Raw genomic sequence first — 22138 nt, 5'->3', positions numbered from 1 at the left:
TTATTAATTCTAAATAATTCCATTTAATACCGTTCTCATAACCAATAAACTGGCAGGTAAATAATAATGAACGTGGGAGGTGATTTTTCAGGATGAGCGTCAACGCGAGTGCATCATCAGCATGGCGGACGTTGGGTGGTTCAAGGGAGAGCTATATTGTGCCAGATGGCGGCATCAGCGCCATCTGGCATCAAAAAATTACAGGGCCAGCAAACGATCCAGCGATGGCGCGAAATAATAGCCGCCGGTCACCGGTTTAGTGAAGCGCAGCATCGCGTCGCGCTTGCCGTCAGTGTCGCCAAACATGCTCAGCAGTTGCTGCTCGATGTTGTGCAACCGGGCGCAATAGGCACAGAAATAGAGGCCGTGCGTACCGCTGGCGGTGCCGTATGGCAGGCTCTGGCGCACAATTTTCAGTCCTTTACCATCTTCTTTGAGATCGACACGGCTCAGGTGAGAAGTAACCGGACGGTCATCACCGTCGATCTCTTCGTTGGCTTCCTTGGTACGCCCAATCATCATTTCCTGGTCATGAATGCTCATGCGGTTAAGCTGCTTCAGGTTATGTTCCCAACGCTGCACAAACACATAGCTGCCACCAGCATCCACGCCATCTTTAATAACCGCGACTTCACGGCGCGTTTCAACGCCTGCCGGGTTTTCCGTTCCGTCAACAAAGCCGCTGAGATCGCGCTCTTCAACCCAACGGAAACCGTGGATCTCTTCTTTGACTTCAATACAGTCGCCAAAGGCTTCCAGTGCCGCCTGTGCAACGGAGAAATTCACGTCATGACGCAAAGAGAGAATATGAATCAGCACATCATACTGGGTGGCTGGGGCAAGACCTTTACCGTAAGGGATAAAGTCTTTTAACTCTTCTGCGCCAACGCCGCCGCTCAGTGTACGCCAGGTGTTGTTGCCAAAAGCAACAACCGCGCCCAGATGCGCATCCGGGAACTTCGCTTCAAAGGTCGCCAGCTTATCGGCGAAGGTTTTGCTGGCCCCACGCAGGGCCTCAACGTCGCCTTTAACATTGGCTTCAATCCAAATCGCCGCACGGCAATGTTCTGGCAAAATGCCACTCTGAACCTGAGACATTGTTCCTCCTGAAAAAAAAGATGCCACGACATCGTGGCATTGATGGGCGCTATTCTACCTGTTTTTTTAACAAGCCGATTTGTTCAGACGCAAATTAACGCCGCCAGATAATTTTGCTTACTTTCCATGCTTTCAACGTATCGTCAGACGGCATTAAGCCCTCAGGCCCGCTCCACTCACCGGAAAAGACGTAGCTAATATGTTGACTTCCTTCTGCTTTACATTCAACACCCGCGCTGTCATCGCCAGTCGCCTTCTGACAATTACCAAAGGCTTTAGTGTAAAGGTCGCTAAACGGTGTACCGATTTCGACACCCGCAGAAGAGGGAATATCGCTGTCGACTACATCAATACGGCTAATCGTTCCCTGATTGCCATTGATAACCATCGCCAGCTTGTCATCTTTCATCGCTTCATAAAAGCGCACCACATTACCGTTATCGGTCTTCATCCCGCTACGCAGGCGGTAATCACCGTCCAGCGCATCAGCAATGTTTTTTTCATCCAGCGGGGTTGCGCCAGTTAACGCTCCGACGCCCTGCTCAGTGACCTGCGTTGAAGAACCAAACCAGTTCCACGGATTGGCGGCAGACCAGTTCACCGATGACAACGTTGAACACCCGGTCAATAGCAGCGGCATCGCGCATAAAGTCAAACGCAGTGATTTCATTTCACTTCCTTCCTTATTTATCAACGTTGCTTGGAGTCCGGTTTCGCCAAAAAGTGCCGTTATTCTTTCTCGAGGGAAAAACAGGCGCGCAGACGTTGATTAGTTAACAGCCAGATCAGCGCAACGACATCCGCCACCAGCAGCGCCAGCCCGACGCCGTTGACCGGATCGCCTGCCAGCCACATCACCGGCTGCCAGCACAGTAGCACCAGTTGAGCGAGGATCAGTAATCCTCGCAGCCAGCGCCATACCACCGGAAACGCAAAGCGTCGCCCGCTGAGTAAAAATGCTAATACCGCGGGAACGCCGGGAAGCAAACCCAGCCAGAAAGCGTCGTGATCGGGATAAAACAGATTCAGCAGCGTGTTGCCTTGCTCACGGGAAGAACCGGCAATCACAAACAGAACCCAGGTGCGCGCCTGCAGCAGCAGCACGCACCAGAAGAGAAAAGGCAGGCGCAGACGCCCATGAGCGTCATAGTCGGCCGGATGAAACTCAGTACTCTTCATCTTCGATCAAACGCTTGCCCAGATTGAGTACATCCGCATGTTCATAACCCAGACGTTCATACATACCCTGTACGACGTCATTATCGTCACGCACCATGATTTGAATCTTCGGACAACCGCGGGCAATGAGCTTTTTCTCCAGCCGGTTGAGCAGCGCATTGGCAATGCCGCGACCGCGAAACTCAGGATGTACGCCCAGGTAATAGGCCGAGCCGCGATGCCCGTCATATCCGCCCATCACCGTACCGACCACCTCGCCATTCACTTCAGCGACCAGGAACAAGCTGACGTCATGATTGACTTTACGCTCAATGTCCATTTCAGGGTCGTTCCATGGACGCAGCAAATCACAGCGCTCCCAGAGGGTGATCACCTCTTCGAAATCTTCCTGGCGAAAAACGCGTATTTCCATGGTATTGGTTACCTTTTCAGGACGTTAAAAAGCGATTATGGCGCGAACGGCTGATTTAGCCAATATCTGACGCGAAGCGGCGGAAAAAATGGCATAATACGGAATTGTCACGTATTGAAATGAAAAGTAAAACAATTCTTATCCCGATCCGTCGCAACGGACAACGCGATACGATATAACGTTTAGAACCTTTTTTTACAACTCAGGCCGTATGAGCACTTTTAAACCACTAAAAACACTCACATCGCGCCGCCAGGTGTTGAAAGCCGGGCTGGCCGCCCTAACGCTGTCAGGCATGTCGCAAGCCATCGCTAAAGAAGAAGCGCTTAAGACCAGCAATGGACACAGCAAACCGAAAGCGAAAAAAGCCGGCGCTAAGCGCGTTGTTGTCCTTGATCCGGGTCACGGAGGGATTGATACCGGCGCAATTGGTCGCAATGGGTCGAAGGAAAAGCACGTGGTACTGGCGATTGCCAAAAACGTGCGCTCGATTCTACGCAACCAGGGGATTGATGCACGCCTGACGCGCTCCGGCGATACATTTATTCCGCTTTACGATCGCGTCGAGATCGCACATAAGCATGGCGCGGACCTGTTCATGTCGATCCACGCCGATGGTTTTACCAATCCGAGCGCTGCAGGTGCGTCGGTCTTTGCGTTGTCCAATCGCGGTGCCAGTAGCGCCATGGCGAAGTATCTGTCCGATCGTGAAAACCGGGCCGATGAAGTGGCCGGGAAGAAGACCACCGATAAAGACCATTTGCTGCAGCAGGTGCTGTTCGATCTGGTGCAAACGGATACCATTAAAAACAGCCTGACGTTAGGCTCGCATATTCTCAAGAAGATCAAGCCGGTACACCGTCTTCACAGCCGCAGCACGGAACAAGCCGCCTTCGTGGTGCTAAAATCACCATCAATTCCGTCGGTACTGGTCGAAACCTCGTTCATTACCAACCCGGAAGAAGAACGTCTGCTGGGTACGGCGGCATTTCGCCAGAAAATCGCCACCGCTATCGCCAATGGCATCATCAGCTATTTCCACTGGTTTGATAACCAGAAAGCACACTCGAAGAAACGTTAACCATGAAGCCCGATGCACAGCGCGTAAAACAGTTCCTGCTCAGCCTGCAAGATGATATTTGCCAGCAGTTATCCGCCGTAGACGGCGCCGAGTTTGTTGAGGATAACTGGCAACGTGAAGCAGGCGGTGGCGGGCGCAGCCGGGTGCTGCGTAACGGCGGTATTTTCGAGCAAGCGGGCGTCAACTTCTCCCACGTTCACGGCGAGGCAATGCCGGCCTCGGCTACCGCCCATCGCCCCGAGCTTGCGGGACGCAGCTTTGAGGCCATGGGCGTCTCGCTGGTGGTACATCCGCAGAATCCCTACATTCCGACCAGTCATGCCAACGTGCGATTTTTTATCGCGGAAAAACCGGGCACTGACCCGGTCTGGTGGTTTGGCGGCGGCTTTGACTTAACGCCCTACTACGGCTTTGATGAGGATGCGGTTCACTGGCACCGCACGGCGCGAGATCTGTGCCAGCCGTTCGGCGAAGACGTTTATCCCCGTTACAAGAAGTGGTGCGATGACTACTTCTTCCTCAAGCATCGCAACGAACAGCGCGGCATTGGCGGGCTGTTTTTCGATGATTTGAATACGCCGGATTTCGACCACAGCTTCGCCTTTATGCAGGCGGTAGGTCAAGGCTATACCGAAGCGTATCTGCCCATCGTTGAGCGCCGCAAAGCAATGAGCTGGGGCGAACGTGAACGCAATTTTCAGCTTTACCGTCGCGGACGCTATGTGGAATTTAACCTGGTGTGGGATCGCGGCACGTTATTCGGTCTGCAGACCGGCGGCCGTACGGAATCGATTCTGATGTCGATGCCGCCGCTGGTGCGCTGGGAGTATGACTGGCAGCCGGAAGCGAACAGCCCGGAAGCCGCCCTTAGCGCGTTTATTCAGGTTCGCGACTGGGTGTAACCCCAGACAATACCAGCCCCCAGGCCGGATAAAACGCATTTGCGTCACATCCGGCACATTCATCGCATCATGCCCACTGGCGCATGCGCTGATGCAGCGTCAATGAAGGTTTTTCCGCAAACAGCTGCTGGTAGTCAGTGGCAAACTGCCCTAAATGCCAGAACCCCCACTGCATGGCGGCGTCTTTCACCGTCGTACTCTGCGACCACGGGCTTATCAGCTCGCGACGTACGGCGTTCAGGCGAATGCGTTTTAACCAGGCATTCGGACCGATACCAAGGATCGCATGAAAGGCGTTTTGCAACGTCCGGCGGCTGACGTGCAGTTGATTACACAGATCGAGCACAGTCAGCGGTTCTGACATATTTTCCAGCACATATTCCCGCGCACGCGACAGCAGGCGACGATAGCTCTGATGGCTGATGCTCTCAGCCGTGATAATCGGCTGCGCTTCTTCCAGCATAGTGCCCATCGCCAGCAGCAGGTTATCGCCCAGCACTTTGCGTACCGCAGGTTGATGGAGGTTTTCCGGATTTTCGCTAAACGTCGCCAGCGCCTGCTGCACAAAGCCCCATAACGCGGCTTTGTGTTGTTCTTTCACTTCCAGCGCCGACTGGTTGCGCAGCATATGCAGCACTCTTTCCGGGTTATGCAGGAAGTTGGCCTGACGGGCAATCGCCTCTTCCGAAATGACGACACCCAGAATGGTGTAATCATCCGGCGTACTCAGTTCAAACTCTGTCCCGCCAGGGCGGGTGGCAATTTCAGCGCTCCCCAGACACTGGGTGCCAATAAATCCCTGTTCGCCGCGCGTGGCCGGAATACCAAACCAGAAAGAGTTCGGCCAGACAAGACACGACTGACGTAACGCCAGTCCGGTGTATTCACGGAACACCTGAATATCATCGAGCAGGATTTCCGTGAACTCGCCATGAAATTTTCCCGGATGTAACTGGTCGTAGATCTGCTGCCATGCGGTAATCGTCAGCGCATGCTCATACACATCCGTTGTTCGCCGCTGGTGAACGTTGTCCACCTCCACTTTCGGCGTAAGTTTAACGTCTTCGGGTAATGCTTCATGATAAAGATGGTGCAGGTTTGCAGTACGGTTCTTTTTCATGATCTTTTAAGCCGGAAGCTTCAACGAAGCCCCCGGCCCTCCGACAGGTTAATTTTTTAAGCGATAGCGACTACTGCGTTTACGCAACGCTCCGTCAGAAAAGAGCTGTTCCAGCGCCTTTCTGGCTTCATCAAGTGACCAGCCAAAGTGGGCAGCCACTTCCCCTGCCGTCATTCCTTGACGGACCGATGCCAACAGCGTCAGAAGTTGATCAGAGGATTCAGGCGTCAACGGGGCGTCCTGCGTCTTCTGCGTTTTTACATCTGTTTTCACTTCTGGCTTCTGTTCTGGTTTCTTCGGCTGGCGCTTAAAACCGCCGATCAGCCACTGGGTATCATCGTCCGGTCGGCCGATTTCCTTACGGCTGATAACACGGCCTGTACGCGCAGCAGCGGCGCTACCGGCATCCAGCGCTGCGCGGCACGCAGCCAGATCGCCTTCCACCACCAGCGTCAACCGGCCAGGATCGAGCACTTCGTGGCTAAGCAGCCGCACGTTCGCGGCTTTCAGCATGGCATCCGCCGCATCCACGGCAGCGACCATGCCATCCACTTCAAGTAATCCCAGTGCATTGATCATCACAACCTCTCTTACGCGCGCTGGATTGGGTTACGGGCAATATCCAGAACGGCATCGGCAAAGGCGTTACATGCAGCTTTACAAGCGGCCTGGCTACCGGTCATAAACGCAGCCGAATAGTTGGTTTCTGACGGCGGCGGAACGTAAGTCACCAGTTGTACATCAGCCGATTTCAGCGCAGCATCAATACCAAATGTCGCTTCCAGCGGCGGCGCCACCAGATACGCCATCGGATCGCCAAGCCGGCATCCTGCGGTCGCCGAGAGATACGAGCCGGTACGCGAAACCACATGCGCCAGGAAGGCGGTATCTTCTGCGTCATTCGCCCACTGAAACGCCGCGCCGCTTTCAATATTGGCTACCATCGCGTCCAGACCTGCACGAACTTCTGCCGGGTTGGGTCCACCGAGCATAATCAGCACTTCACCCGAAGTTGGAGAGGGACTGTGCGCCGCGCCGGCATACAGCGAGCGGCCATAAACCACTTCCACCATTGCCTGTTTTGTCGCTTCGTCTGCGGCAATATACGCCACGTCATCAGAATCTGCTGTGATGAGTCCGAGGCTACGTATATGTGGCGGTAATTTAAGTTCACGGGCAAAACCGTCATTTACCGAGGCAATCACGCGCATTGCGGTGACTGAAGGTCTAATCAAATCTAATGCTGGCATGATGCCTCCTTAACGGGTCATATTGATGCCGGATGCTTTTTGCTCCAGCATGCGCTTGGCCAAATCCACAATGACCGCCGCCGCTTCAACCGGTGGCGTACCGCCCTGGTGAATGTTCGAGATACAGGTACGGTCAGCTTCAACGGTCGTCGCCACACGCGGCGAATAGACGGCGTAGCAAGAAAGGCTTTCCGACTGGCCCAGGCCCGGACGTTCCCCAACCAGCAGGATCACCGCTTTCGCGCCCAGCAGTTCGCCGATCTGATCTTCGATTTTCACGCGACCATAGCGAACAAAGAACGGCGTCCCGACCTTCAATCCGGCCTGTTTTAAGCCAGACAACAGCGGCGGCAGGATCTCTTCGTAGTTAGCGGTGATAGCGTCCGTAGACAGGCCATCAGAAATAATCACCTGCACATCCGGGTTCATTACACACTGTGACTTCAGCGCTTCAATGGCTTCCGCACTCAAACGGCGCCCCAGATCCGGACGCGTCAGATACAGGTTTTTGTCACTGATTTCCGAGCGCACTTCCAGCAGCCCCTGGGCTTTTACCCACTCTTCCGGCACTTCTTTCAATACCGTATCTTTCGAACGCGAGTGGTCGGCCAGGAAGCGCAGCAGCGCCTGGGTACGCGGACGTGGACCGGCTCGACCGGTACATACACGCGCCGCAGTGCTGCGACGCAGTTCAGTCAACACCTCTGCGCGGTGCGGATTCTCAACGCCAATCCACGCTTTAGCCTCGGCTGAGCCTAAATCCATCGCACAGCTTTCACCGGTCGGCGCGGCGCACTGGGTGGTGCTGCATTGCGCTTGTACTGCCGGCGCTTGAGCCTGCGGCTGCGACTCACCCATTGACGCCATCACGCTGCGTACAATTTCTTCAATCTGTTTTTGATCCATCGTGTGTCATCCCCGCGTCATCAGAAGAACAGTGACGGATCGCCCGCCCGTTTGGTCAGGCGACCGTTTGCCATAATGCCCATGGTTTCCAGCCAGCGTTCAAACTCCGGCGACGGACGCAGGTTCAGCAACTGGCGCACGGTCGCGGTGTCGTGGAAGGCGGTGGTCTGATAGTTGAGCATGATGTCGTCACCGAGCGGCATGCCCATGATGTAGTTGCAGCCAGCGGTGGCGAGCAGAATCATCAGGTTTTCGTTGAGGTTCTGGTCAGCATCAGCATGGTTGGTATAGCAGCAGTCGCAGCCCATTGAGATGCCGCTCAGCTTGCCCATAAAGTGATCTTCCAGACCCGCGCGAATAATCTGACGGTCGTTGTAGAGATACTCCGGCCCGATAAAGCCGACAACGGTGTTCACCAGGAACGGATCGTAGTGACGCGCCAAACCGTAGTTACGTGCTTCCATCGTCACCTGATCGGCGCCGAAGTTAGCGCCAGCGGAGAGCGCAGACCCTTGTCCGGTTTCGAAGTACAGGCAGTTTTCCCCGGCGATACGGTTAAACTCAGCGCCCACTGCACGCGCTTCATCCAGCATGGCCAGCTCAACGCCAAACTCTTTTAAGCCTTTCTCGCTGCCGCAGATACTCTGGAAAATCAGCCCGCCCGGCGCGCCGCGACGAATGGCTTCGATCTGGGTAGTAACGTGCGCCAGGACGCAGCCCTGGGTCGGGATATTGAATTTGTCGATGACGCCGTACACGGTATCAAGTACGCGGCTTAAGTTTTCCACGTCATCTGTTACCGGGTTAACGCCAATCACCGCATCGCCCGCCCCGAAGGACAGCCCTTCGTAGATTTGTGCCGCAATACTCTGCACGTCATCACGGGTGTCGTTCGGCTGTAAACGACAGCTGAAGGTGCCCGGCAGACCAATGGTGGTGTTGGCCTTTTTGATCACCGGCATTTTCTTACCGCCGTAGATCAGGTCCGCGTTAGAGCAGATTTTTGCAACCGCTGCGACCACTTCCGACGTTAATCCTTTGCGCGTAAACGCAATGTCATCAACGGAGGTTTCATCGCTCAGCACGTACTCGCGCAGCTCGCTGATACTCCAGTTTTTGATGCGGTTATAGGCCGTTTCGTTGACGTCGTCCTGAATCAGACGCGTCACGCAGTCCTCTTCATAGGAAATCACCGGGTTGTTGCGGATATCCGCTACCGTCATTTCCGACAGCACCTGTTTGGCCGCCACTCGCTCTTGCGAACTGGTTGCAGCTACCCCTGCCAGCACATCCCCCGAACGCAGTTCGTTGGCTTTTGCCAGCACCTCTTTAACATCCTTAAACTGATAAACATTGCCGAACAATGTGGTCTTTAGTTTCATAAGTCGTTCCCTCAGGAAGGAAATGCGAGTGATTTCACCGTCACCGGCACAACCGATCCGCCAAAAAGAGGCGTACCAATGTCGATATAGTCCCCCGCCCGGACAACCACCTCATCGATGACTGCCAGCGGGTGTTGCTGTAACTGTGGGCGTAACAGCATGCCCAGGGCTTTACCAAAATCCTGCTCGGCTACCACCAGCAGGGGATGCGGATTCGGATGGCGCGCGACAAAGGCCAGTAGCGCATCAATAACCGTTAACAGCGCGGCGTAGCGCACCGGCAGCGAACCGGGTAGCGCCAGCACGTAAGCGTCTGTTTGCGGGTCCAGATCGAGCTGCATCAGCGCTTGTTGCCAGGCGGCCACCAAATCAGCCTCATCAACCGGAATCGCCACCGGCAGATTGCGCAGCGGAAGCGCCACACCTTCCAGCCAGATGGTGCTGCCCGAAAGCGACAGCGTATGCGCACCGGCGCCAATCACCGTGGCGCGCACGGTTTGCGCCGGGAACTGCACGTTCATCTCACGCAGGCGCGGATGTTCATGCAGCGCCGTCGCTAACAGCGGCCCAATATCGGAAAAACAGAATGGATCGGCAGGCTGGTTGCGGTAGCACTCGCCCACCCCGCCGGACAACGTAATCACTTCCGGCTTCACACCCGTCGGCAACAGACCGGTTTGCATCAGCGCCTGCGCCAGCGGTGACAGCGTGCCGTCAATCACCTCAACGATCAGCGCCGCCATCCGTCGGGCCACCTGAACAAGCTGCGCCGCATTAAGGGTCCGGGCGTCGGTGCCAGGGCCAAATACGTCATCAACAATCATCTGTCCTGGCTGATGCGCATGCACCACCCGCCCCTGACCGTCTGTCTCCAGCAGCCGTCCGCCGACGTTCAGGCAGGCCGAACCGCTGACTTTTCCGGCATCGAACAGGACGTAGTTCGACGTCCCGCCACCGATGTCGATATTCAGTACGCGGCACAACTTATGCTCTGACAGGGTTTGAGCCCCTGCGCCGTGACCGGCAATCACTGATTCCAGATGCGGACCGGCGCTGGCAACCACGAAGTCCCCCAGCGACTGAGAGAGCGTCATCACCGCTGGTCGCGCGTTGCGGGTTTTGGCACTTTCTCCGGTGATGATGATCGCGCCGGAATCGACGGTCTCAGGCGCAATTCCCGCCGCCTGATACTGGGCGAGGATCAGCGCCTTAAGTTCGGCCTCTTTCAGCCCGCCCTGCTTATCAACGGGGGTAAAGAACACCGGGCTTTGCCAGCTAATTTCGCGTTTGATGAATTCGTAACGCGGCACCTGCGACACTGCCGCACGGTTGACCAGCTCAAGGCGCGAGAAGATGACCTGAGTGGTGGTGGTGCCGATATCGATACCGACGCTGAGTAGCTGGCGAGTATTCACGATTGCGCCTCCGGGTTGGTTTCTGCTGGTGCCGGAACATCTTCGTCTTTCGGTACCAACAGCATAGCCACACCAATCGCCGTCACGCCGCCAATCAGCTTGCCGACAATCATTGGGAAGATCATCGCGTTCATGTTGGCCGCGGCGAAACCTAAGTGGTCACCCAGAGCGAAGGCTGCGGAGACCGCAAAGGCGCAGTTGATCACTTTGCCGCGGGTATCCATATTCTTCATCATGCCGAACATTGGGATGTTGTTCGCCAGCGTCGCCACCATGCCAGCAGCCGCGATATTATTGATTTTTAACAGGTTACCGACGCTCATCAGCGGCTTTTCAAACCAGCGGGTCAGCAGCAGTACCATTGGGTACGCACCCAGCAGCACGCAGGAGATAGAACCGATAACTTCGATGGCGCGCATCACTTCACCCGGCTTGTCACCCGGTGCCATGAAGATAGGATCAAGACCCGGAATCAGTTCCCAGCCGAGCAGGAATTTGATTACCGCTGCCGCCAGACCGATGGTGATCAGCGCCACCAGGAATTTCGCGAAGATCTGGAAGCCGTTGATCATTTTTTCCGGGATGAATTTCAGTCCCAGCGCCACCAGCACGGCAACGATCAGCACCGGGATCATGTTCATCAGGATTAGCGCGAAGGTGAACTCCACCGGCTGCCCGTTGATTTCGACACCGGAGTACATCGCGATCAAACCACCCGCAATACAGCCAATCGGAATGGTGACGATCCCCGCCAGCACGCCCAGCGCCAGATAACGACGGTCGGACGGCTCAATAATCCCCAGCGCAACCGGAATAGAGAAGACCAGCGTCGGCCCCATCATCGCCCCGAGGATCAGGCCAGAGTACAGCCACGCCGCAACGTCGCCGCCCGCCAGTTCTTTCGCCAGGAAGAAGCCGCCCATATCGCACGCCAGCAGCGTTCCGGCAAACATCGACGGGTTAGCACCCAACATTTCGTACAGTGGAATAATCACCGGCCCGAGCACATGCGCCAGTACCGGTGCCAGCGCGGTCATACCGACCATCGCCAGACCCAGCGCGCCCATCGCCATAAAACCTTCTTCAAACTGGCCGCCCGATCCCTCAATACTCTTCCCGAACTTACCGAGGAAGCGTGCCGAACCGCCGAATTGCGACAGGATCCTGTCCACGGCGGCAATCAGCATAAAGAACATCATGATGTACATGATGATTTCGTTAATTCCCATAACCTTCACTCCCTGTCATATGTGTATTTATTGTGCCGCCGCATACAACGCGATAATGTCGGCCTGCGTGGCGGTGCGTGGGTTACTGCGAATACAAATATCCTCCAGCGCGGCGTGAGCCCATGCGCTGTAATGCTCGGGCTTCGCCCCAACGTCAGAGAGTCGTTTGGTCTGGCCCACTTCGCTAATCAACTCGCTGACGGCGTTGATGGCATCGCGATCGTCCGACTTCTTGTTGGTTAGCGCCCGTCCGATATGGCTGAAACGCTCACGACACACCATGCGGTTGAAACCCATTACTGTGGGCAGCAGCATGGCGTTAGCCTGTCCATGTGGAATGTGCAGCGTCGCACCCGGCTGGTGCGCCATCGCGTGACACAGGCCCAGCCCTGCGCTGGAAAACGCCATCCCGGCCATACAGGAAGCCAGTAGCATGCTTTCTCGCGCCGCCAGATCCTGACCATAGCCAACGGCCTTCGGCAGCGATTTACCTATCATCGCAATCGCGCCAATCGCCAGACTGTCGGTAAACGGCGTCGCGTTCAGAGCGCTATACGCTTCAACAGCGTGCGTCAGCGCATCGATCCCGGTCATCGCCGTTACGTGTGCGGGCACACCTTCCGTCAGCGCGGCGTCAAGAATCGCCACATCCGGCATCAGGGTTGCGTGGGCCAGCACTTTTTTAAGCCCGGTCGCGGCGTCGATAATCACCGTGACATTAGTGGTTTCTGAACCCGTTCCTGCGGTAGTCGGTACGGCAATCAGCGGCAGACGCGGGCGTAACGCGCTGCTCTCGTCCATGTCAGCCAGCGTCTGGGTGGGATTGGTCACCAGCAACGCCACAGCCTTTGCGGCATCCAATACGGAACCACCACCAAAGGCCACTACGCCATCGCACTTCGATTCACGCAGTTGCGCGACCGCCGCGCAGACGTCCGTAATGCACGGTTCGCCCACCGGACATGGCCACAGCGTCATCGCCACACCTTTCATCGCCAGGCTGCGTTCCAGTGCGGCGGTCATCCCCGCCTGGTGCAGGAAACTGTCGACCATGACGAACATATGCGTCAGGCCGCGCGTTTGTGCTTCCTGTCCGCAGGTACTGAGCGCTCCCAGTCCACACAACGTAACCGGTGGAACGCTAAACGTTTTTACGCGTTGCAGATTCAGGGTATCGAATGCCTGAAAGAGCGCGGTCTGCAATTCAGCTTGCATAGATTCCTTCCGCTTTTTCTTTTCCGCTATTTGCAATCGCCAGCGGGGTCATAAACAGGCTGTGCTGGGGTAAATGCACCTGCAGTTCCGGGAAACGCTTACGAAACAGTTCATCAACGCCCGGCTGCATACAGGAACCACCGGCCAGCCATAAATCTGCCACGCCCTGTCCGGCAATATGGTGAGCCACAATTTCCGCCATTTTTTCGTAGACCGGCTTAACCACCGGCCAAATTTCTTTACCGTTGCTGCGTTTGTACTGCTCCGCCTCTTCCAACTGGATGCGACGGTTCCCGGCAAGCGTCAGAGAAATGTGGTGCCCGCCGGTCGCTTCATCGGCGGAGTAAGTCACCTTGCCTCGCTTCACAATCGCAATCCCGGTGGTACCGCCACCGATATCCACCACGCCAGCGTTATCAAGCTGCAACAGGTCTGCCACCGCGGTCGGTTCGTCGAGCACATGACTGACTTCAAGCCCGGCAGATTCCAGCACGTTGATCGAGATCCGTGGGTCAGTTCCCGGTGGAAACGAGGTTGCCGCGTGGGTAAAGCGGCAACCCAACTGTTGTTCGAGCGTATCGAGATGGCGACGAACGATAGTCACCGCACCGAAGAAATCCCAGACGATGCCATCGCGCACGACGTCGGCCCAGTCCAGGCAAACCGCAACCGGCTGTCCGTCACTGTCGACAACCATCGACACCACATCACACGTCCCCAAATCCACGCCCAGCCACAGCGGTGAATCGCTCTTTACGGGCGTCTGGTTACATAGCGTTGCCGCTTTTAGCAATCTGGGTGTCAGCCAACGTTGTTCGTCGTGCGCCATGTCGTTCACTCCTTATACAATTCTGAAGGCATCCACCAACACACAGCGACGCAGACGCACAAACGTGCGTGCGCTGGTCACCCCTTCCCCGGTTGGCGTGGTAATGGTCATCGTGGTCCAGCCTTCGCCGCCGAGTCCAAGACCGGCAATGCACGGTCCGTTCTTAACGAAAATGCTGGTATCAATGGCGTTGGCCATGCGGTTCATGTTGTCGATATTGCGCGAGTGCATCGCCGCCGTATGGTGACAGCCGCCTTCAAGCTTGACCGCCAGTTCAATGGCCTCATCGACGTTGGCGACCCGCACGACCGGCAGAACCGGCATCATCAGTTCGGTTACGGCAAACGGGTGAGTCGCAGAGGTTTCGACGAACAACAGCCGGGTTTGCTCCGGTACGTTCAGACCAATCGCCGCAGCGATTTTTCCTGCGTCGCGACCTACCCAGTCACGACTGACCGTGCCTTTACCGCGTTCATCGACATTTTTCAGCAGCACCGGTTGCAGCTGTTCGGCCTGAGCCGTGGTCAGCTTGACTGCATGCTGGCTTTCCATCAGACGCATCAGCTCATCAGCGACGCTATCGACCACGATCAGCACTTTTTCGTCGGCGCAGATAATGTTGTTGTCAAACGAAGCGCCTTTGACGATCGACTGGGCTGCGCGTGCCAGATCAGCCGTTTCATCAACCACCACCGGCGGATTTCCCGCACCGGCGGCAATCAGACGTTTGTTGGTGTGCTTACGCGCGGCATCCACTACGGCTTCACCGCCGGTCACCACCAGCAGGCCGATGCCTGGGTACTTAAACAGACGCTGGGCGGTTTCAATATCCGGATTGGCCACGGTAACCAGCAGGTTTGCCGGTCCGCCTGCAGCAACTACCGCCTGGTTAAGCAGAGTGATAGCGCGCTGAGACACGCCCTTGGCAGCCGGATGCGGTGCGAAGACCACGCTGTTGCCAGCCGCAATCAGGCTGATGGCGTTGTTAATAACGGTCGCAGCCGGGTTGGTGGACGGTGTCACCGAGGCCACCACGCCCCACGGCGCGTTTTCAATCAGCGTCAGGCCGTTATCACCGGTCAGAACCTGTGGAGACAGGCATTCCACGCCCGGCGTGGCGCGTGCCTGCGCCACATTTTTGGCAAATTTATCTTCAACGCGTCCCATGCCGGTTTCTGTGACGGCAAGTTCCGCTAATTCTCGGGCATGTTTTTCGCCCGCCTCACGTAGAGCCGTGATAGCCAGTTGGCGCATGGCAACGCTTTTCAGCCCTTGCTGGGCCAGTTTTGCTGCCGCCACTGCGTCATCCAGGGAGGCAAAAACGCCCATTTCTTGAACGGCACTGACGGGTTGGCTGCTGTCTTTCATTTTCAGCAGTACCGCTTTCACGACCTGTTCAATATCCTGTTGATTCATGATTTTCTGCCTTATTTATGGAAGATCACCTGACCACCTGCCACCACTTCATCAACAATGCCAATCACGCACAGATCGACAGGTGATGATTCGTTACGGTGCGCCTGACGGGCTGAGCTTCCGCTGACCAGCAGCACCCACTCTCCGGTTCCCGCCCCAATGCTGTCGATAGCAACAGCACATTGCCCGTCGGGATTTCCGCAGGCATCAATCATTTCCACCATCAGCAACTTGTCGTGCGCGAGCCCCTGATGGCGTACGGTACAAACAATTTGTCCTGTGACGATTGCCAGTTTCATACGCGCCTCCGTGGCATATTTCAGGTAAAACCTCCCCCTACCCTCCGCAGAAGGTAATGTGAAAAGGAGAGAGGGTGACGCCAGCAATGAAGTCTGTGGCGTCACATGGACGACTTACATGTCGTTGCTGTCGCCTTTAAAGCTGATCGGGAACACTTCTTCCAGATCGCCATGCGGACGCGGGATTACGTGTACGGAAACCAGCTCACCAATACGCTGTGCAGCAGCAGCACCAGCATCCGTTGCGGCTTTACATGCCGCTACGTCGCCACGGACCATTGCAGTAACCAGACCGCCGCCGATCTGCTTCACGCCGACCAGTTTCACGCGTGCCGCTTTAACCATTGCGTCAGAAGCCTCAATCAGTGCAACCAGGCCCCGGGTTTCAATCATTCCTAATGCTTCCATTGTGTTTTCCTCTCATTAAGGGGTCCAGAACGGGACCTAAACAACCAGTGTGTGTGAGGCGTTTTCACGACTCATGTCAGTCTGACGCGGCACTGCTGCCACCAACGCCAGTTCGATAATTTCCTGTACGCTACAGCCGCGAGAGAGGTCATGAAGCGGTGCGGCAAGCCCTTGGATCAACGGACCTACGGCACGATACCCTCCCAGACGCTGGGCGATTTTGTAGCCAATATTGCCTGCCTCCAGCGATGGGAAGACCATCACATTGGCATTGCCCTTTAACGGACTGGCGGGCGCTTTTTGCGCGGCGACATCCGGAACAAAGGCGGCATCAAATTGCAGTTCCCCATCCACGGTAAGCTGCGGGGCACGCTCACGAACGATCTCCGTAGCCTGCTGCACGTTAGCGACGTTGGGATGACGAGCGCTGCCTTGACTTGAAAACGACAGCATGGCCACGCGCGGTTCTTCACCGGTAATCGCCTGCCATGTCTGCGCGCTGGCAATCGCAATATCCGCCAGCTGCGCGGCTGTGGGCTGCGGCACGACGCTGCAATCGGCAAACCCTAATGCCGGCCCGAGGTACTGCGGCAGCATCAGGAAAATTGACGACAGCGTTTTACAGCCTGGCTGTAGCCCAATAATGCGTAACCCAGCGCGCAGCACGTTTGCTGTCGACGACAAATTGCCCGCAATACAGACGTCAGCTTTACCCGCGCTAACCATGGCGGCGGCGAACATCAGCGGATCGTTGAGTTTTTCCAGCGCATCTGCAGGCGTTTTATCTCCCGCGCGGGCCAGCCAGCGCAGCGCAAACTCTTCACGCATGGACTGGTTGCTTTGCGGGTCGATAACCTGAATGCCATCCATCGCCACCCGATGGCTGAGGGCAAACTGGCGCAGCGCAAACGGACTGGCGACGAGAACAGGATGTGCCAGACCGTGCTGATGCAGGTAATTTGCCGCTTTCAACACCCGAACATCCAGCGCATCCGGGAACACCACCCGTGCAGGTGAGCGCTGGGCGAGTTGACGAGCACGTTCAATGATCATTGCTTCTCCCCCAGTCGCTGTTGAATTTGGCTAACCGTCAGTGGATGCTTCGCTACGCTCAGAATCATCATCACGTAGACCGTACTGGAAAGGCGATTGAGCGCCTGCATGATGTCCGGTCGCATCACGTCAAAACTACGGGTGATGAATACCTGGGCCGCCACCGTCTCCGTTTCACGAACTTTGGTACGCAGCAGATTAAGCAACGCGCAATCACGGCCATGACTGGCTTCAGGCACCAGATGGTCGTGGTCCAGATAGCGCAGCGGCTGATGCGAAAGCCGGTGTAAATCTTCGTCGCTTAACCCGACGATAGCTTGTGCTGCCAGCGGCTCGTCGATAGCGTCGGCGCGCATAATGTTGCCCAGACGCGAACGGATATCCGCCAGCCACGGCTGCCACGGTTCCGCCAGCTCTATCTGCAACCACACGGCCAGGGCGATGGTGCTGTCCAGCGCGGCGCGAAATCCCAGGCGCGGGTCACTTTTAGCGACCATCTTGTCCGCTGTCAGATGCGTCAGCGTGTCTGCTTTCTTCACCACCGGTTGATGACACAGTTCGCAACTGGCCTGTGGATGCGTATCGCTGCTGGTTAAACCATGCACCGGCTGCGGCTGCAGTTCTTCGTCATCAATAAACAGGCTGCCCTGCTCGTTGATAAACTTAATGCGCAGATGTCGGCTTTCCAGTAATTCCCGGGCAGATGGCGTCAGGCGAGCATCAGCGGGGAGATGAATTTCAGCCCCTTCGCTGAGCGTATGATTCGCTCTAAGCCACGCTTCGGTAATGAAATCCTTCATACATCCGCCTTAGCAGGACTGCCAGTTCGCAGGCCAGGCCACATACAGAAATTTCACCGTCGATGGCGTACCAAATTCGATGCTGGAGCCTTTCGGGATAAACATCACGTCCCCGGCTTTAGCAATCATGGTTTCGCCTTCGTGGCGAACGTGCAGCTCGCCTTCCAGAATCATGTCGATTTCGTCGTAGTTCAGCGTCCATGGGAAAAAAGCGTTATCCCACTGCATGAACCCGGCGGCCATGCTGCTACCGTCCTGGTCGGTCACCAGATCGGTTAAACCCACGCAGTGCGGCTGTGCGCCGTCAAAACGACCAAACTTCACGCTGCTGCCGTCGATGACTTTGACGCCGCCTTTGCCGGTCACAGAGTTAAAGCTCGGCTGCATTCCGCCCTGCTCCAGCGACTGTTTCTCCTTCATGACTTTGTCCATCAGTTGGGCGACCAGGCTTTCGGTAAACTGCCCTTCCGGTAACTGCGCAATGATGGTTTCGCGAATGCGCTGGCTTTCCGTTTTGCCATCATCCACCGCAGCCGGTGCGACAGCAGCAGCGGTTGGCGTGGATTCATCGCATTCACTGATGGTGACGCCCAGCAGCTCCGCAACTTCGCGCGCCTCCGGGGTGATGATGCTGGCGCGCAGAACAACCGACATTTCCTGTTCGCCGCGTGCGTGGGCCGCACGAATATCGTTAGCTGTGATGAGTTTTTTCACCTGCCCTTTCCTCCTTTTGGCTGAGCTCAGTCAGATAATCCACCAGGTGCTGCACGCTGCGCGGGTCATGGCTGTTGAGTTCGAAAATCGGCTCCTGGAACCCTATCCCGCGAAGTAGTTGTCGCGTTGCGGCGACGTCGGCATCCGGCATGTCCGTTTTGCTGATAACGGCGATTTGTCGTTTACTGGCGCCGATATCCAACAGCCCGGCAGGTAAGCGACTTTCTTTATCATTTGCCGCGTGTATATAAATCAACGTATCAACATCCTGCAGCGTGGTAATTAAGGCGTGATACCAGCGCGGATGGCTAAAATATTCTCCTGGCGTGTCGATATCGCCATTTTCATTAAACTCCACGGCCTGTGTTTTTCTGGCGAGGGAATAATTTCCCTGTAGCGCATTAAAGAGCGTTGTTTTCCCCGCCCCCACCGTACCGACAAACGCAATACGTTTCATCGCCGCCTCTGATTAACTTTTTGTCAGGTTGCACAAAGTGAAATTTAATAACCGACCCAGACCGCTTACCGTCTGTAATAACGCTTCTTCTACCGCGCCTACCGAGCCGTAGATGACCAGCGCACCGCTGAATCGATCGAGAAAGCCGATATGTACATCTGCCGCCTTCATAGCTAAGTCACCGGCAATCATCGCGGTTTCGCCTGGCGTCAGCGTCATGATGCCGATGGCGCCCGCTTCGGGAACGCCGATCTTTTTCGCCAGTTCCTCACCAGGGTGCGCAATGAGATGCGCCAGCGTAACCTGTTTCCCCGGCACAAATTCCTGAATAATGCGTTCTTTTTCCATTGCTCACCGCCTCCTCTAAAACTGCCCTCATCGTGGCAATTTTTTGTCAGAGTAAATAACAAAATTCGGCAACCATGTTTAAAAGGTGAAGTGGATCACTAAGAAAGGGGAAATAAAAAGGCGCGGGAGAAACCCGCGCCGGAAATAAATTAAAGTGAAATTACAGCGGCTGAGTTTGGGCTTCTACGACCGCCAGCGCCACCATATTAACGATACGACGAACAGATGCGATCGGCGTTAATACGTGAACCGGTTTCGCAACCCCCATCAGCACCGGGCCGACCGTTACGCCTTCAGAGCTGGAAACGCGTAGTAAGTTGTAACTAATACGGGCAGCTTCCATATTCGGCATCACCAGAATATTCGCTGAGCCTTTCAGCGGACTGTCCGGCATGCGGTCATGACGGATGCTTTCCACCAGCGCGGCATCGCCGTGCATTTCGCCATCAATCATCAACTCTGGCGCACGCGCCTTAATCAGCTCCAGCGCTTCGCGCATTTTGCTGGCCGACGGACAGTTAGATGAACCAAAGTTGGAGTGCGACAGCAGCGCCACCTTCGGTTCGATACCAAAGCGGCGCACGGTTTCTGCCGCCATCACGGCGATTTCCGCCAGTTGCTCCGGCGTAGGATCGTCGTTAACGTAGGTATCGGCGATAAAGGTGTTACCGCTTGGCAGCAGCAAGGCGTTCATCGCCCCGGCAGTATGCACGCCATCGCGATGACCAAACACCTCTTTCACCACGCTGAAGTGCTCATGGTAGTCGCCTATCGTACCGCAGATCATTGCATCCGCTTCGCCGCGCTGCACCATGATCGCGCCGATCACCGTGGTGTTGGCAATTACCGCACGCTGCGCCTGCTCCTGGGTAATACCACGACGTTTCATAATCTGGTAGTACTCGCTCCAGTACTCTTTAAAGCGCGGATCGGACTCATTGTTGACGATCTCAAAATCGACGCCCGCTTTGATCTGCAGACCCAGTTTCTGGATACGCATTTCGATAACGCTCGGACGACCGATCAGGATCGGTTTCGCCAGACCTAAAGTGATCAGCTCCTGCGTGGCATGCAGTACACGCGCCTCTTCCCCTTCAGTCAGCACCACACGCTTCGGCGCTTTGCGTGCCAGGGAGAAAATCGGCTTCATGAACAGGTTGGTTTTGTAGACGAATTCGGTCAGCTTATCGATGTAAGCATCAAAGTCGGCAATCGGACGCGTTGCCACACCGGAATCCATCGCCGCCTTCGCCACCGCAGGGGCGATTTTGACGATCAGACGCGGGTCGAACGGTTTCGGAATAATGTATTCCGGCCCGAAGCTCAGGTCCTGGTCGCCATAGGCGGAGGCCACCACTTCGCTCTGCTCGGCGTGCGCCAGCTCAGCAATGGCGTGTACCGCGGCCAGTTTCATCTCTTCGTTGATGGCAGTAGCGCCGACGTCCAGCGCGCCGCGGAAGATGAACGGGAAGCACAGGACGTTGTTAACCTGGTTCGGGTAGTCGGAACGGCCGGTGCAAATGATGGCGTCGGAACGCACCTCTTTCGCCAGCGGCGGCAGGATTTCCGGTTCCGGGTTGGCGAGGGCCAGGATCATTGGCGCACGCGCCATCTTCTTAACCATTTCCTGCGTCAGCACTTTCGGACCAGAGCAACCGAGGAAAATATCCGCGCCGTCAATGACATCATCCAGCGTACGCTTACCGTCATCCACCACTGCGTATGCCGCTTTGGTTTCCGCCATGTTTGGTTCACGATCTTTGTAAATCACCCCTTTGGAGTCGCAGACCACAATGTTGTGTTTCTGCATCCCCAGCGCCACCAGCAGGTTCATACAGGCAATCGCCGCCGCACCTGCACCGGACACCACCATGCGCACATCAGAGATATTTTTCTCAACCACCCGCAGACCGTTAAGGATTGCGGCAGTACTGATGATTGCCGTGCCGTGCTGGTCATCATGGAATACCGGAATATTCATGCGCTCACGGAGTTTTTGCTCAATGTAGAAGCACTCCGGCGCTTTGATATCTTCGAGATTAATGCCGCCAAACGTTGGTTCAAGTGCCGCTACCACGTTGATAAATTTATCCGGATCGAGTTCATCAACTTCGATGTCGAACACGTCAATCCCGGCGAATTTCTTAAACAGAACGCCTTTACCTTCCATCACTGGTTTACCGGCCAGCGCGCCAATATTACCCAGGCCCAGAACCGCAGTACCGTTGGAAATAACCGCAACCAGGTTGCCGCGTGCGGTGTATTTGTAGGCTGCCAGCGGGTCCTTTTCAATTTCAAGACACGGTGCAGCCACGCCCGGCGAGTAGGCCAACGCGAGGTCGCGCTGGGTTGCCAGAGGCTTGGTCGGAGAAACCTGGATTTTACCGGGTACCGGAAATTCGTGGAAATCGAGGGCGCTTTGTTTTAACTGGTCATCCATCTTGTTGTTCCTTTCACGTATCTATCAAAAAAGTGGCGCGGGTAACCATTCTACTGAGCCGCACATTATCACCTTAGTCAACGGCACAAACTTTGAAGGTCCCCATACTCTCACCATTCAAAGAAAGAATTTGTTATCAATTTATAACATCTATGTTACCTGCTTAAGCCAGCAATACCATGCTT

The 22138-nt window shown here is 55.8% G+C and carries 24 protein-coding genes; 2 read left to right on the top strand and 22 right to left on the bottom strand.

Translation table 11 applies throughout. From position 1 onward, the window contains the following. Positions 1-198: 198 nt before the first annotated feature. The 4 genes from yfeX to O6D90_RS06785 form a co-directional block, all read right to left on the bottom strand. A complete protein-coding gene (gene yfeX / locus O6D90_RS06800) occupies positions 199-1098 on the bottom strand; it encodes a porphyrinogen peroxidase (protein ID WP_271143279.1) in 900 nt (299 codons plus the stop codon). 94 nt (positions 1099-1192) lie between these two features. Continuing rightward, on the bottom strand, positions 1193-1768 hold the full coding sequence (locus O6D90_RS06795) for an RpoE-regulated lipoprotein (RefSeq protein WP_016157097.1): 576 nt from the start codon (positions 1766-1768) through the stop codon (positions 1193-1195). Positions 1769-1827: 59 nt separating this feature from the next. After that, on the bottom strand, positions 1828-2277 hold the full coding sequence (locus tag O6D90_RS06790) for a DUF2919 domain-containing protein (protein WP_016157098.1): 450 nt from the start codon (positions 2275-2277) through the stop codon (positions 1828-1830). Further along, positions 2264-2689 (bottom strand): GNAT family acetyltransferase, encoded by a 426-nt coding sequence (locus tag O6D90_RS06785; protein ID WP_003038048.1) that lies wholly within the window; start codon positions 2687-2689, stop codon positions 2264-2266. The genes O6D90_RS06790 and O6D90_RS06785 overlap by 14 nt, the downstream gene beginning before the upstream one ends. Positions 2690-2900: 211 nt before the next feature. On the opposite strand from O6D90_RS06785, the gene amiA reads away from it, so the two are divergent. Together amiA and hemF are read left to right on the top strand one after the other, a co-directional pair. After that, entirely contained in the window at positions 2901-3770 is an 870-nt protein-coding gene (gene amiA / locus O6D90_RS06780; RefSeq protein ID WP_016153942.1) for an N-acetylmuramoyl-L-alanine amidase AmiA, read from the top strand. 2 nt (positions 3771-3772) lie between these two features. Continuing rightward, positions 3773-4672, top strand: coding sequence for an oxygen-dependent coproporphyrinogen oxidase (gene hemF, locus O6D90_RS06775; protein ID WP_016157099.1), 900 nt, complete (start codon positions 3773-3775; stop codon positions 4670-4672). A 67-nt stretch (positions 4673-4739) separates the two neighbouring features. Here hemF and eutR read toward each other — a convergent pair whose 3' ends face one another. From eutR to maeB, 18 genes are all read right to left on the bottom strand, one after another. Further along, a complete protein-coding gene (gene eutR, locus O6D90_RS06770; RefSeq protein WP_016153944.1) occupies positions 4740-5792 on the bottom strand; it encodes an HTH-type transcriptional regulator EutR in 1053 nt (350 codons plus the stop codon). A gap of 48 nt (positions 5793-5840) precedes the next feature. Continuing rightward, positions 5841-6371 carry an ethanolamine utilization microcompartment protein EutK gene (gene eutK, locus O6D90_RS06765; RefSeq protein WP_016157100.1) on the bottom strand — a complete coding sequence of 177 codons (531 nt, stop codon included), beginning with the start codon at positions 6369-6371 and terminating at the stop codon, positions 5841-5843. 11 nt (positions 6372-6382) lie between these two features. Beyond that, positions 6383-7042, bottom strand: a complete 660-nt coding sequence (eutL, locus tag O6D90_RS06760) for an ethanolamine utilization microcompartment protein EutL (RefSeq protein ID WP_016153946.1) — start codon at positions 7040-7042, stop codon at positions 6383-6385. A gap of 9 nt (positions 7043-7051) precedes the next feature. Then, positions 7052-7948: an ethanolamine ammonia-lyase subunit EutC gene (gene eutC / locus O6D90_RS06755; RefSeq protein ID WP_016153947.1), complete on the bottom strand. Its 897-nt coding sequence runs from the start codon at positions 7946-7948 to the stop codon at positions 7052-7054. Between the two features lie 20 nt (positions 7949-7968). Continuing rightward, positions 7969-9330 carry an ethanolamine ammonia-lyase subunit alpha gene (gene eutB / locus O6D90_RS06750; RefSeq protein ID WP_003038029.1) on the bottom strand — a complete coding sequence of 454 codons (1362 nt, stop codon included), beginning with the start codon at positions 9328-9330 and terminating at the stop codon, positions 7969-7971. Between the two features lie 11 nt (positions 9331-9341). Then, positions 9342-10745 (bottom strand): ethanolamine ammonia-lyase reactivating factor EutA, encoded by a 1404-nt coding sequence (eutA, locus tag O6D90_RS06745; protein WP_016157101.1) that lies wholly within the window; start codon positions 10743-10745, stop codon positions 9342-9344. After that, on the bottom strand, positions 10742-11974 hold the full coding sequence (gene eutH / locus O6D90_RS06740; protein WP_016153950.1) for an ethanolamine utilization protein EutH: 1233 nt from the start codon (positions 11972-11974) through the stop codon (positions 10742-10744). Before eutH ends, eutA begins: the two co-directional genes overlap by 4 nt. Before the next feature lie 27 nt (positions 11975-12001). Continuing rightward, positions 12002-13189 carry an ethanolamine utilization ethanol dehydrogenase EutG gene (gene eutG, locus O6D90_RS06735; protein ID WP_016153951.1) on the bottom strand — a complete coding sequence of 396 codons (1188 nt, stop codon included), beginning with the start codon at positions 13187-13189 and terminating at the stop codon, positions 12002-12004. Further along, positions 13179-14018, bottom strand: a complete 840-nt coding sequence (eutJ, locus tag O6D90_RS06730; protein ID WP_016153952.1) for an ethanolamine utilization protein EutJ — start codon at positions 14016-14018, stop codon at positions 13179-13181. The genes eutG and eutJ overlap by 11 nt, the downstream gene beginning before the upstream one ends. A 12-nt stretch (positions 14019-14030) precedes the next feature. Beyond that, positions 14031-15434: an aldehyde dehydrogenase family protein gene (locus tag O6D90_RS06725; RefSeq protein ID WP_016153953.1), complete on the bottom strand. Its 1404-nt coding sequence runs from the start codon at positions 15432-15434 to the stop codon at positions 14031-14033. Positions 15435-15445: 11 nt separating this feature from the next. Continuing rightward, complete coding sequence (gene eutN, locus O6D90_RS06720) at positions 15446-15733, bottom strand: ethanolamine utilization microcompartment protein EutN (protein WP_016153954.1); 288 nt, start codon at positions 15731-15733, stop codon at positions 15446-15448. A gap of 114 nt (positions 15734-15847) precedes the next feature. Continuing rightward, entirely contained in the window at positions 15848-16141 is a 294-nt protein-coding gene (eutM, locus tag O6D90_RS06715; protein WP_003835054.1) for an ethanolamine utilization microcompartment protein EutM, read from the bottom strand. A 36-nt stretch (positions 16142-16177) separates the two neighbouring features. After that, complete coding sequence (pta, locus tag O6D90_RS06710; protein ID WP_016153955.1) at positions 16178-17194, bottom strand: phosphate acetyltransferase; 1017 nt, start codon at positions 17192-17194, stop codon at positions 16178-16180. Next, positions 17191-17994, bottom strand: coding sequence for an ethanolamine utilization cob(I)yrinic acid a,c-diamide adenosyltransferase EutT (gene eutT / locus O6D90_RS06705; protein ID WP_016157103.1), 804 nt, complete (start codon positions 17992-17994; stop codon positions 17191-17193). The genes pta and eutT overlap by 4 nt, the downstream gene beginning before the upstream one ends. 9 nt (positions 17995-18003) lie before the next feature. Next, positions 18004-18708 carry an ethanolamine utilization acetate kinase EutQ gene (gene eutQ / locus O6D90_RS06700; protein WP_016157104.1) on the bottom strand — a complete coding sequence of 235 codons (705 nt, stop codon included), beginning with the start codon at positions 18706-18708 and terminating at the stop codon, positions 18004-18006. Continuing rightward, positions 18686-19165 (bottom strand): ethanolamine utilization acetate kinase EutP, encoded by a 480-nt coding sequence (gene eutP / locus O6D90_RS06695; protein ID WP_016153958.1) that lies wholly within the window; start codon positions 19163-19165, stop codon positions 18686-18688. Before eutP ends, eutQ begins: the two co-directional genes overlap by 23 nt. Positions 19166-19177: 12 nt before the next feature. After that, the gene (gene eutS / locus O6D90_RS06690) at positions 19178-19513 is read right to left on the bottom strand and encodes an ethanolamine utilization microcompartment protein EutS (RefSeq protein ID WP_003037995.1); all 336 of its coding nucleotides are present in this window, start codon (positions 19511-19513) and stop codon (positions 19178-19180) included. 160 nt (positions 19514-19673) lie between these two features. Continuing rightward, positions 19674-21953, bottom strand: a complete 2280-nt coding sequence (gene maeB / locus O6D90_RS06685; RefSeq protein WP_016153959.1) for an NADP-dependent oxaloacetate-decarboxylating malate dehydrogenase — start codon at positions 21951-21953, stop codon at positions 19674-19676. Positions 21954-22138: the final 185 nt, after the last annotated feature.

The organism is Citrobacter sp. 21OH12SH02A-Citro (genome assembly GCF_027919895.1).
In the GTDB taxonomy this organism is placed as follows: Bacteria; Pseudomonadota; Gammaproteobacteria; order Enterobacterales; family Enterobacteriaceae; genus Citrobacter; species Citrobacter braakii.
The sequence above is the reverse complement of the archived record's forward strand: the minus strand, read 5'-3'. Positions and strand labels throughout refer to the sequence as shown.

Coding starts and splice junctions, on each gene's coding strand:
- yfeX (WP_271143279.1), bottom strand. CDS start 1,098: ATGTCTCAGGTTCAGAGTGGCATTTTGCCAGAACATTGCCGTGCGGCG.
- O6D90_RS06795 (WP_016157097.1), bottom strand. CDS start 1,768: ATGAAATCACTGCGTTTGACTTTATGCGCGATGCCGCTGCTATTGACC.
- O6D90_RS06790 (WP_016157098.1), bottom strand. CDS start 2,277: ATGAAGAGTACTGAGTTTCATCCGGCCGACTATGACGCTCATGGGCGT.
- O6D90_RS06785 (WP_003038048.1), bottom strand. CDS start 2,689: ATGGAAATACGCGTTTTTCGCCAGGAAGATTTCGAAGAGGTGATCACC.
- amiA (WP_016153942.1), top strand. CDS start 2,901: ATGAGCACTTTTAAACCACTAAAAACACTCACATCGCGCCGCCAGGTG.
- hemF (WP_016157099.1), top strand. CDS start 3,773: ATGAAGCCCGATGCACAGCGCGTAAAACAGTTCCTGCTCAGCCTGCAA.
- eutR (WP_016153944.1), bottom strand. CDS start 5,792: ATGAAAAAGAACCGTACTGCAAACCTGCACCATCTTTATCATGAAGCA.
- eutK (WP_016157100.1), bottom strand. CDS start 6,371: ATGATCAATGCACTGGGATTACTTGAAGTGGATGGCATGGTCGCTGCC.
- eutL (WP_016153946.1), bottom strand. CDS start 7,042: ATGCCAGCATTAGATTTGATTAGACCTTCAGTCACCGCAATGCGCGTG.
- eutC (WP_016153947.1), bottom strand. CDS start 7,948: ATGGATCAAAAACAGATTGAAGAAATTGTACGCAGCGTGATGGCGTCA.
- eutB (WP_003038029.1), bottom strand. CDS start 9,330: ATGAAACTAAAGACCACATTGTTCGGCAATGTTTATCAGTTTAAGGAT.
- eutH (WP_016153950.1), bottom strand. CDS start 11,974: ATGGGAATTAACGAAATCATCATGTACATCATGATGTTCTTTATGCTG.
- eutG (WP_016153951.1), bottom strand. CDS start 13,189: ATGCAAGCTGAATTGCAGACCGCGCTCTTTCAGGCATTCGATACCCTG.
- eutJ (WP_016153952.1), bottom strand. CDS start 14,018: ATGGCGCACGACGAACAACGTTGGCTGACACCCAGATTGCTAAAAGCG.
- O6D90_RS06725 (WP_016153953.1), bottom strand. CDS start 15,434: ATGAATCAACAGGATATTGAACAGGTCGTGAAAGCGGTACTGCTGAAA.
- eutN (WP_016153954.1), bottom strand. CDS start 15,733: ATGAAACTGGCAATCGTCACAGGACAAATTGTTTGTACCGTACGCCAT.
- eutM (WP_003835054.1), bottom strand. CDS start 16,141: ATGGAAGCATTAGGAATGATTGAAACCCGGGGCCTGGTTGCACTGATT.
- pta (WP_016153955.1), bottom strand. CDS start 17,194: ATGATCATTGAACGTGCTCGTCAACTCGCCCAGCGCTCACCTGCACGG.
- eutT (WP_016157103.1), bottom strand. CDS start 17,994: ATGAAGGATTTCATTACCGAAGCGTGGCTTAGAGCGAATCATACGCTC.
- eutP (WP_016153958.1), bottom strand. CDS start 19,165: ATGAAACGTATTGCGTTTGTCGGTACGGTGGGGGCGGGGAAAACAACG.
- eutS (WP_003037995.1), bottom strand. CDS start 19,513: ATGGAAAAAGAACGCATTATTCAGGAATTTGTGCCGGGGAAACAGGTT.
- maeB (WP_016153959.1), bottom strand. CDS start 21,953: ATGGATGACCAGTTAAAACAAAGCGCCCTCGATTTCCACGAATTTCCG.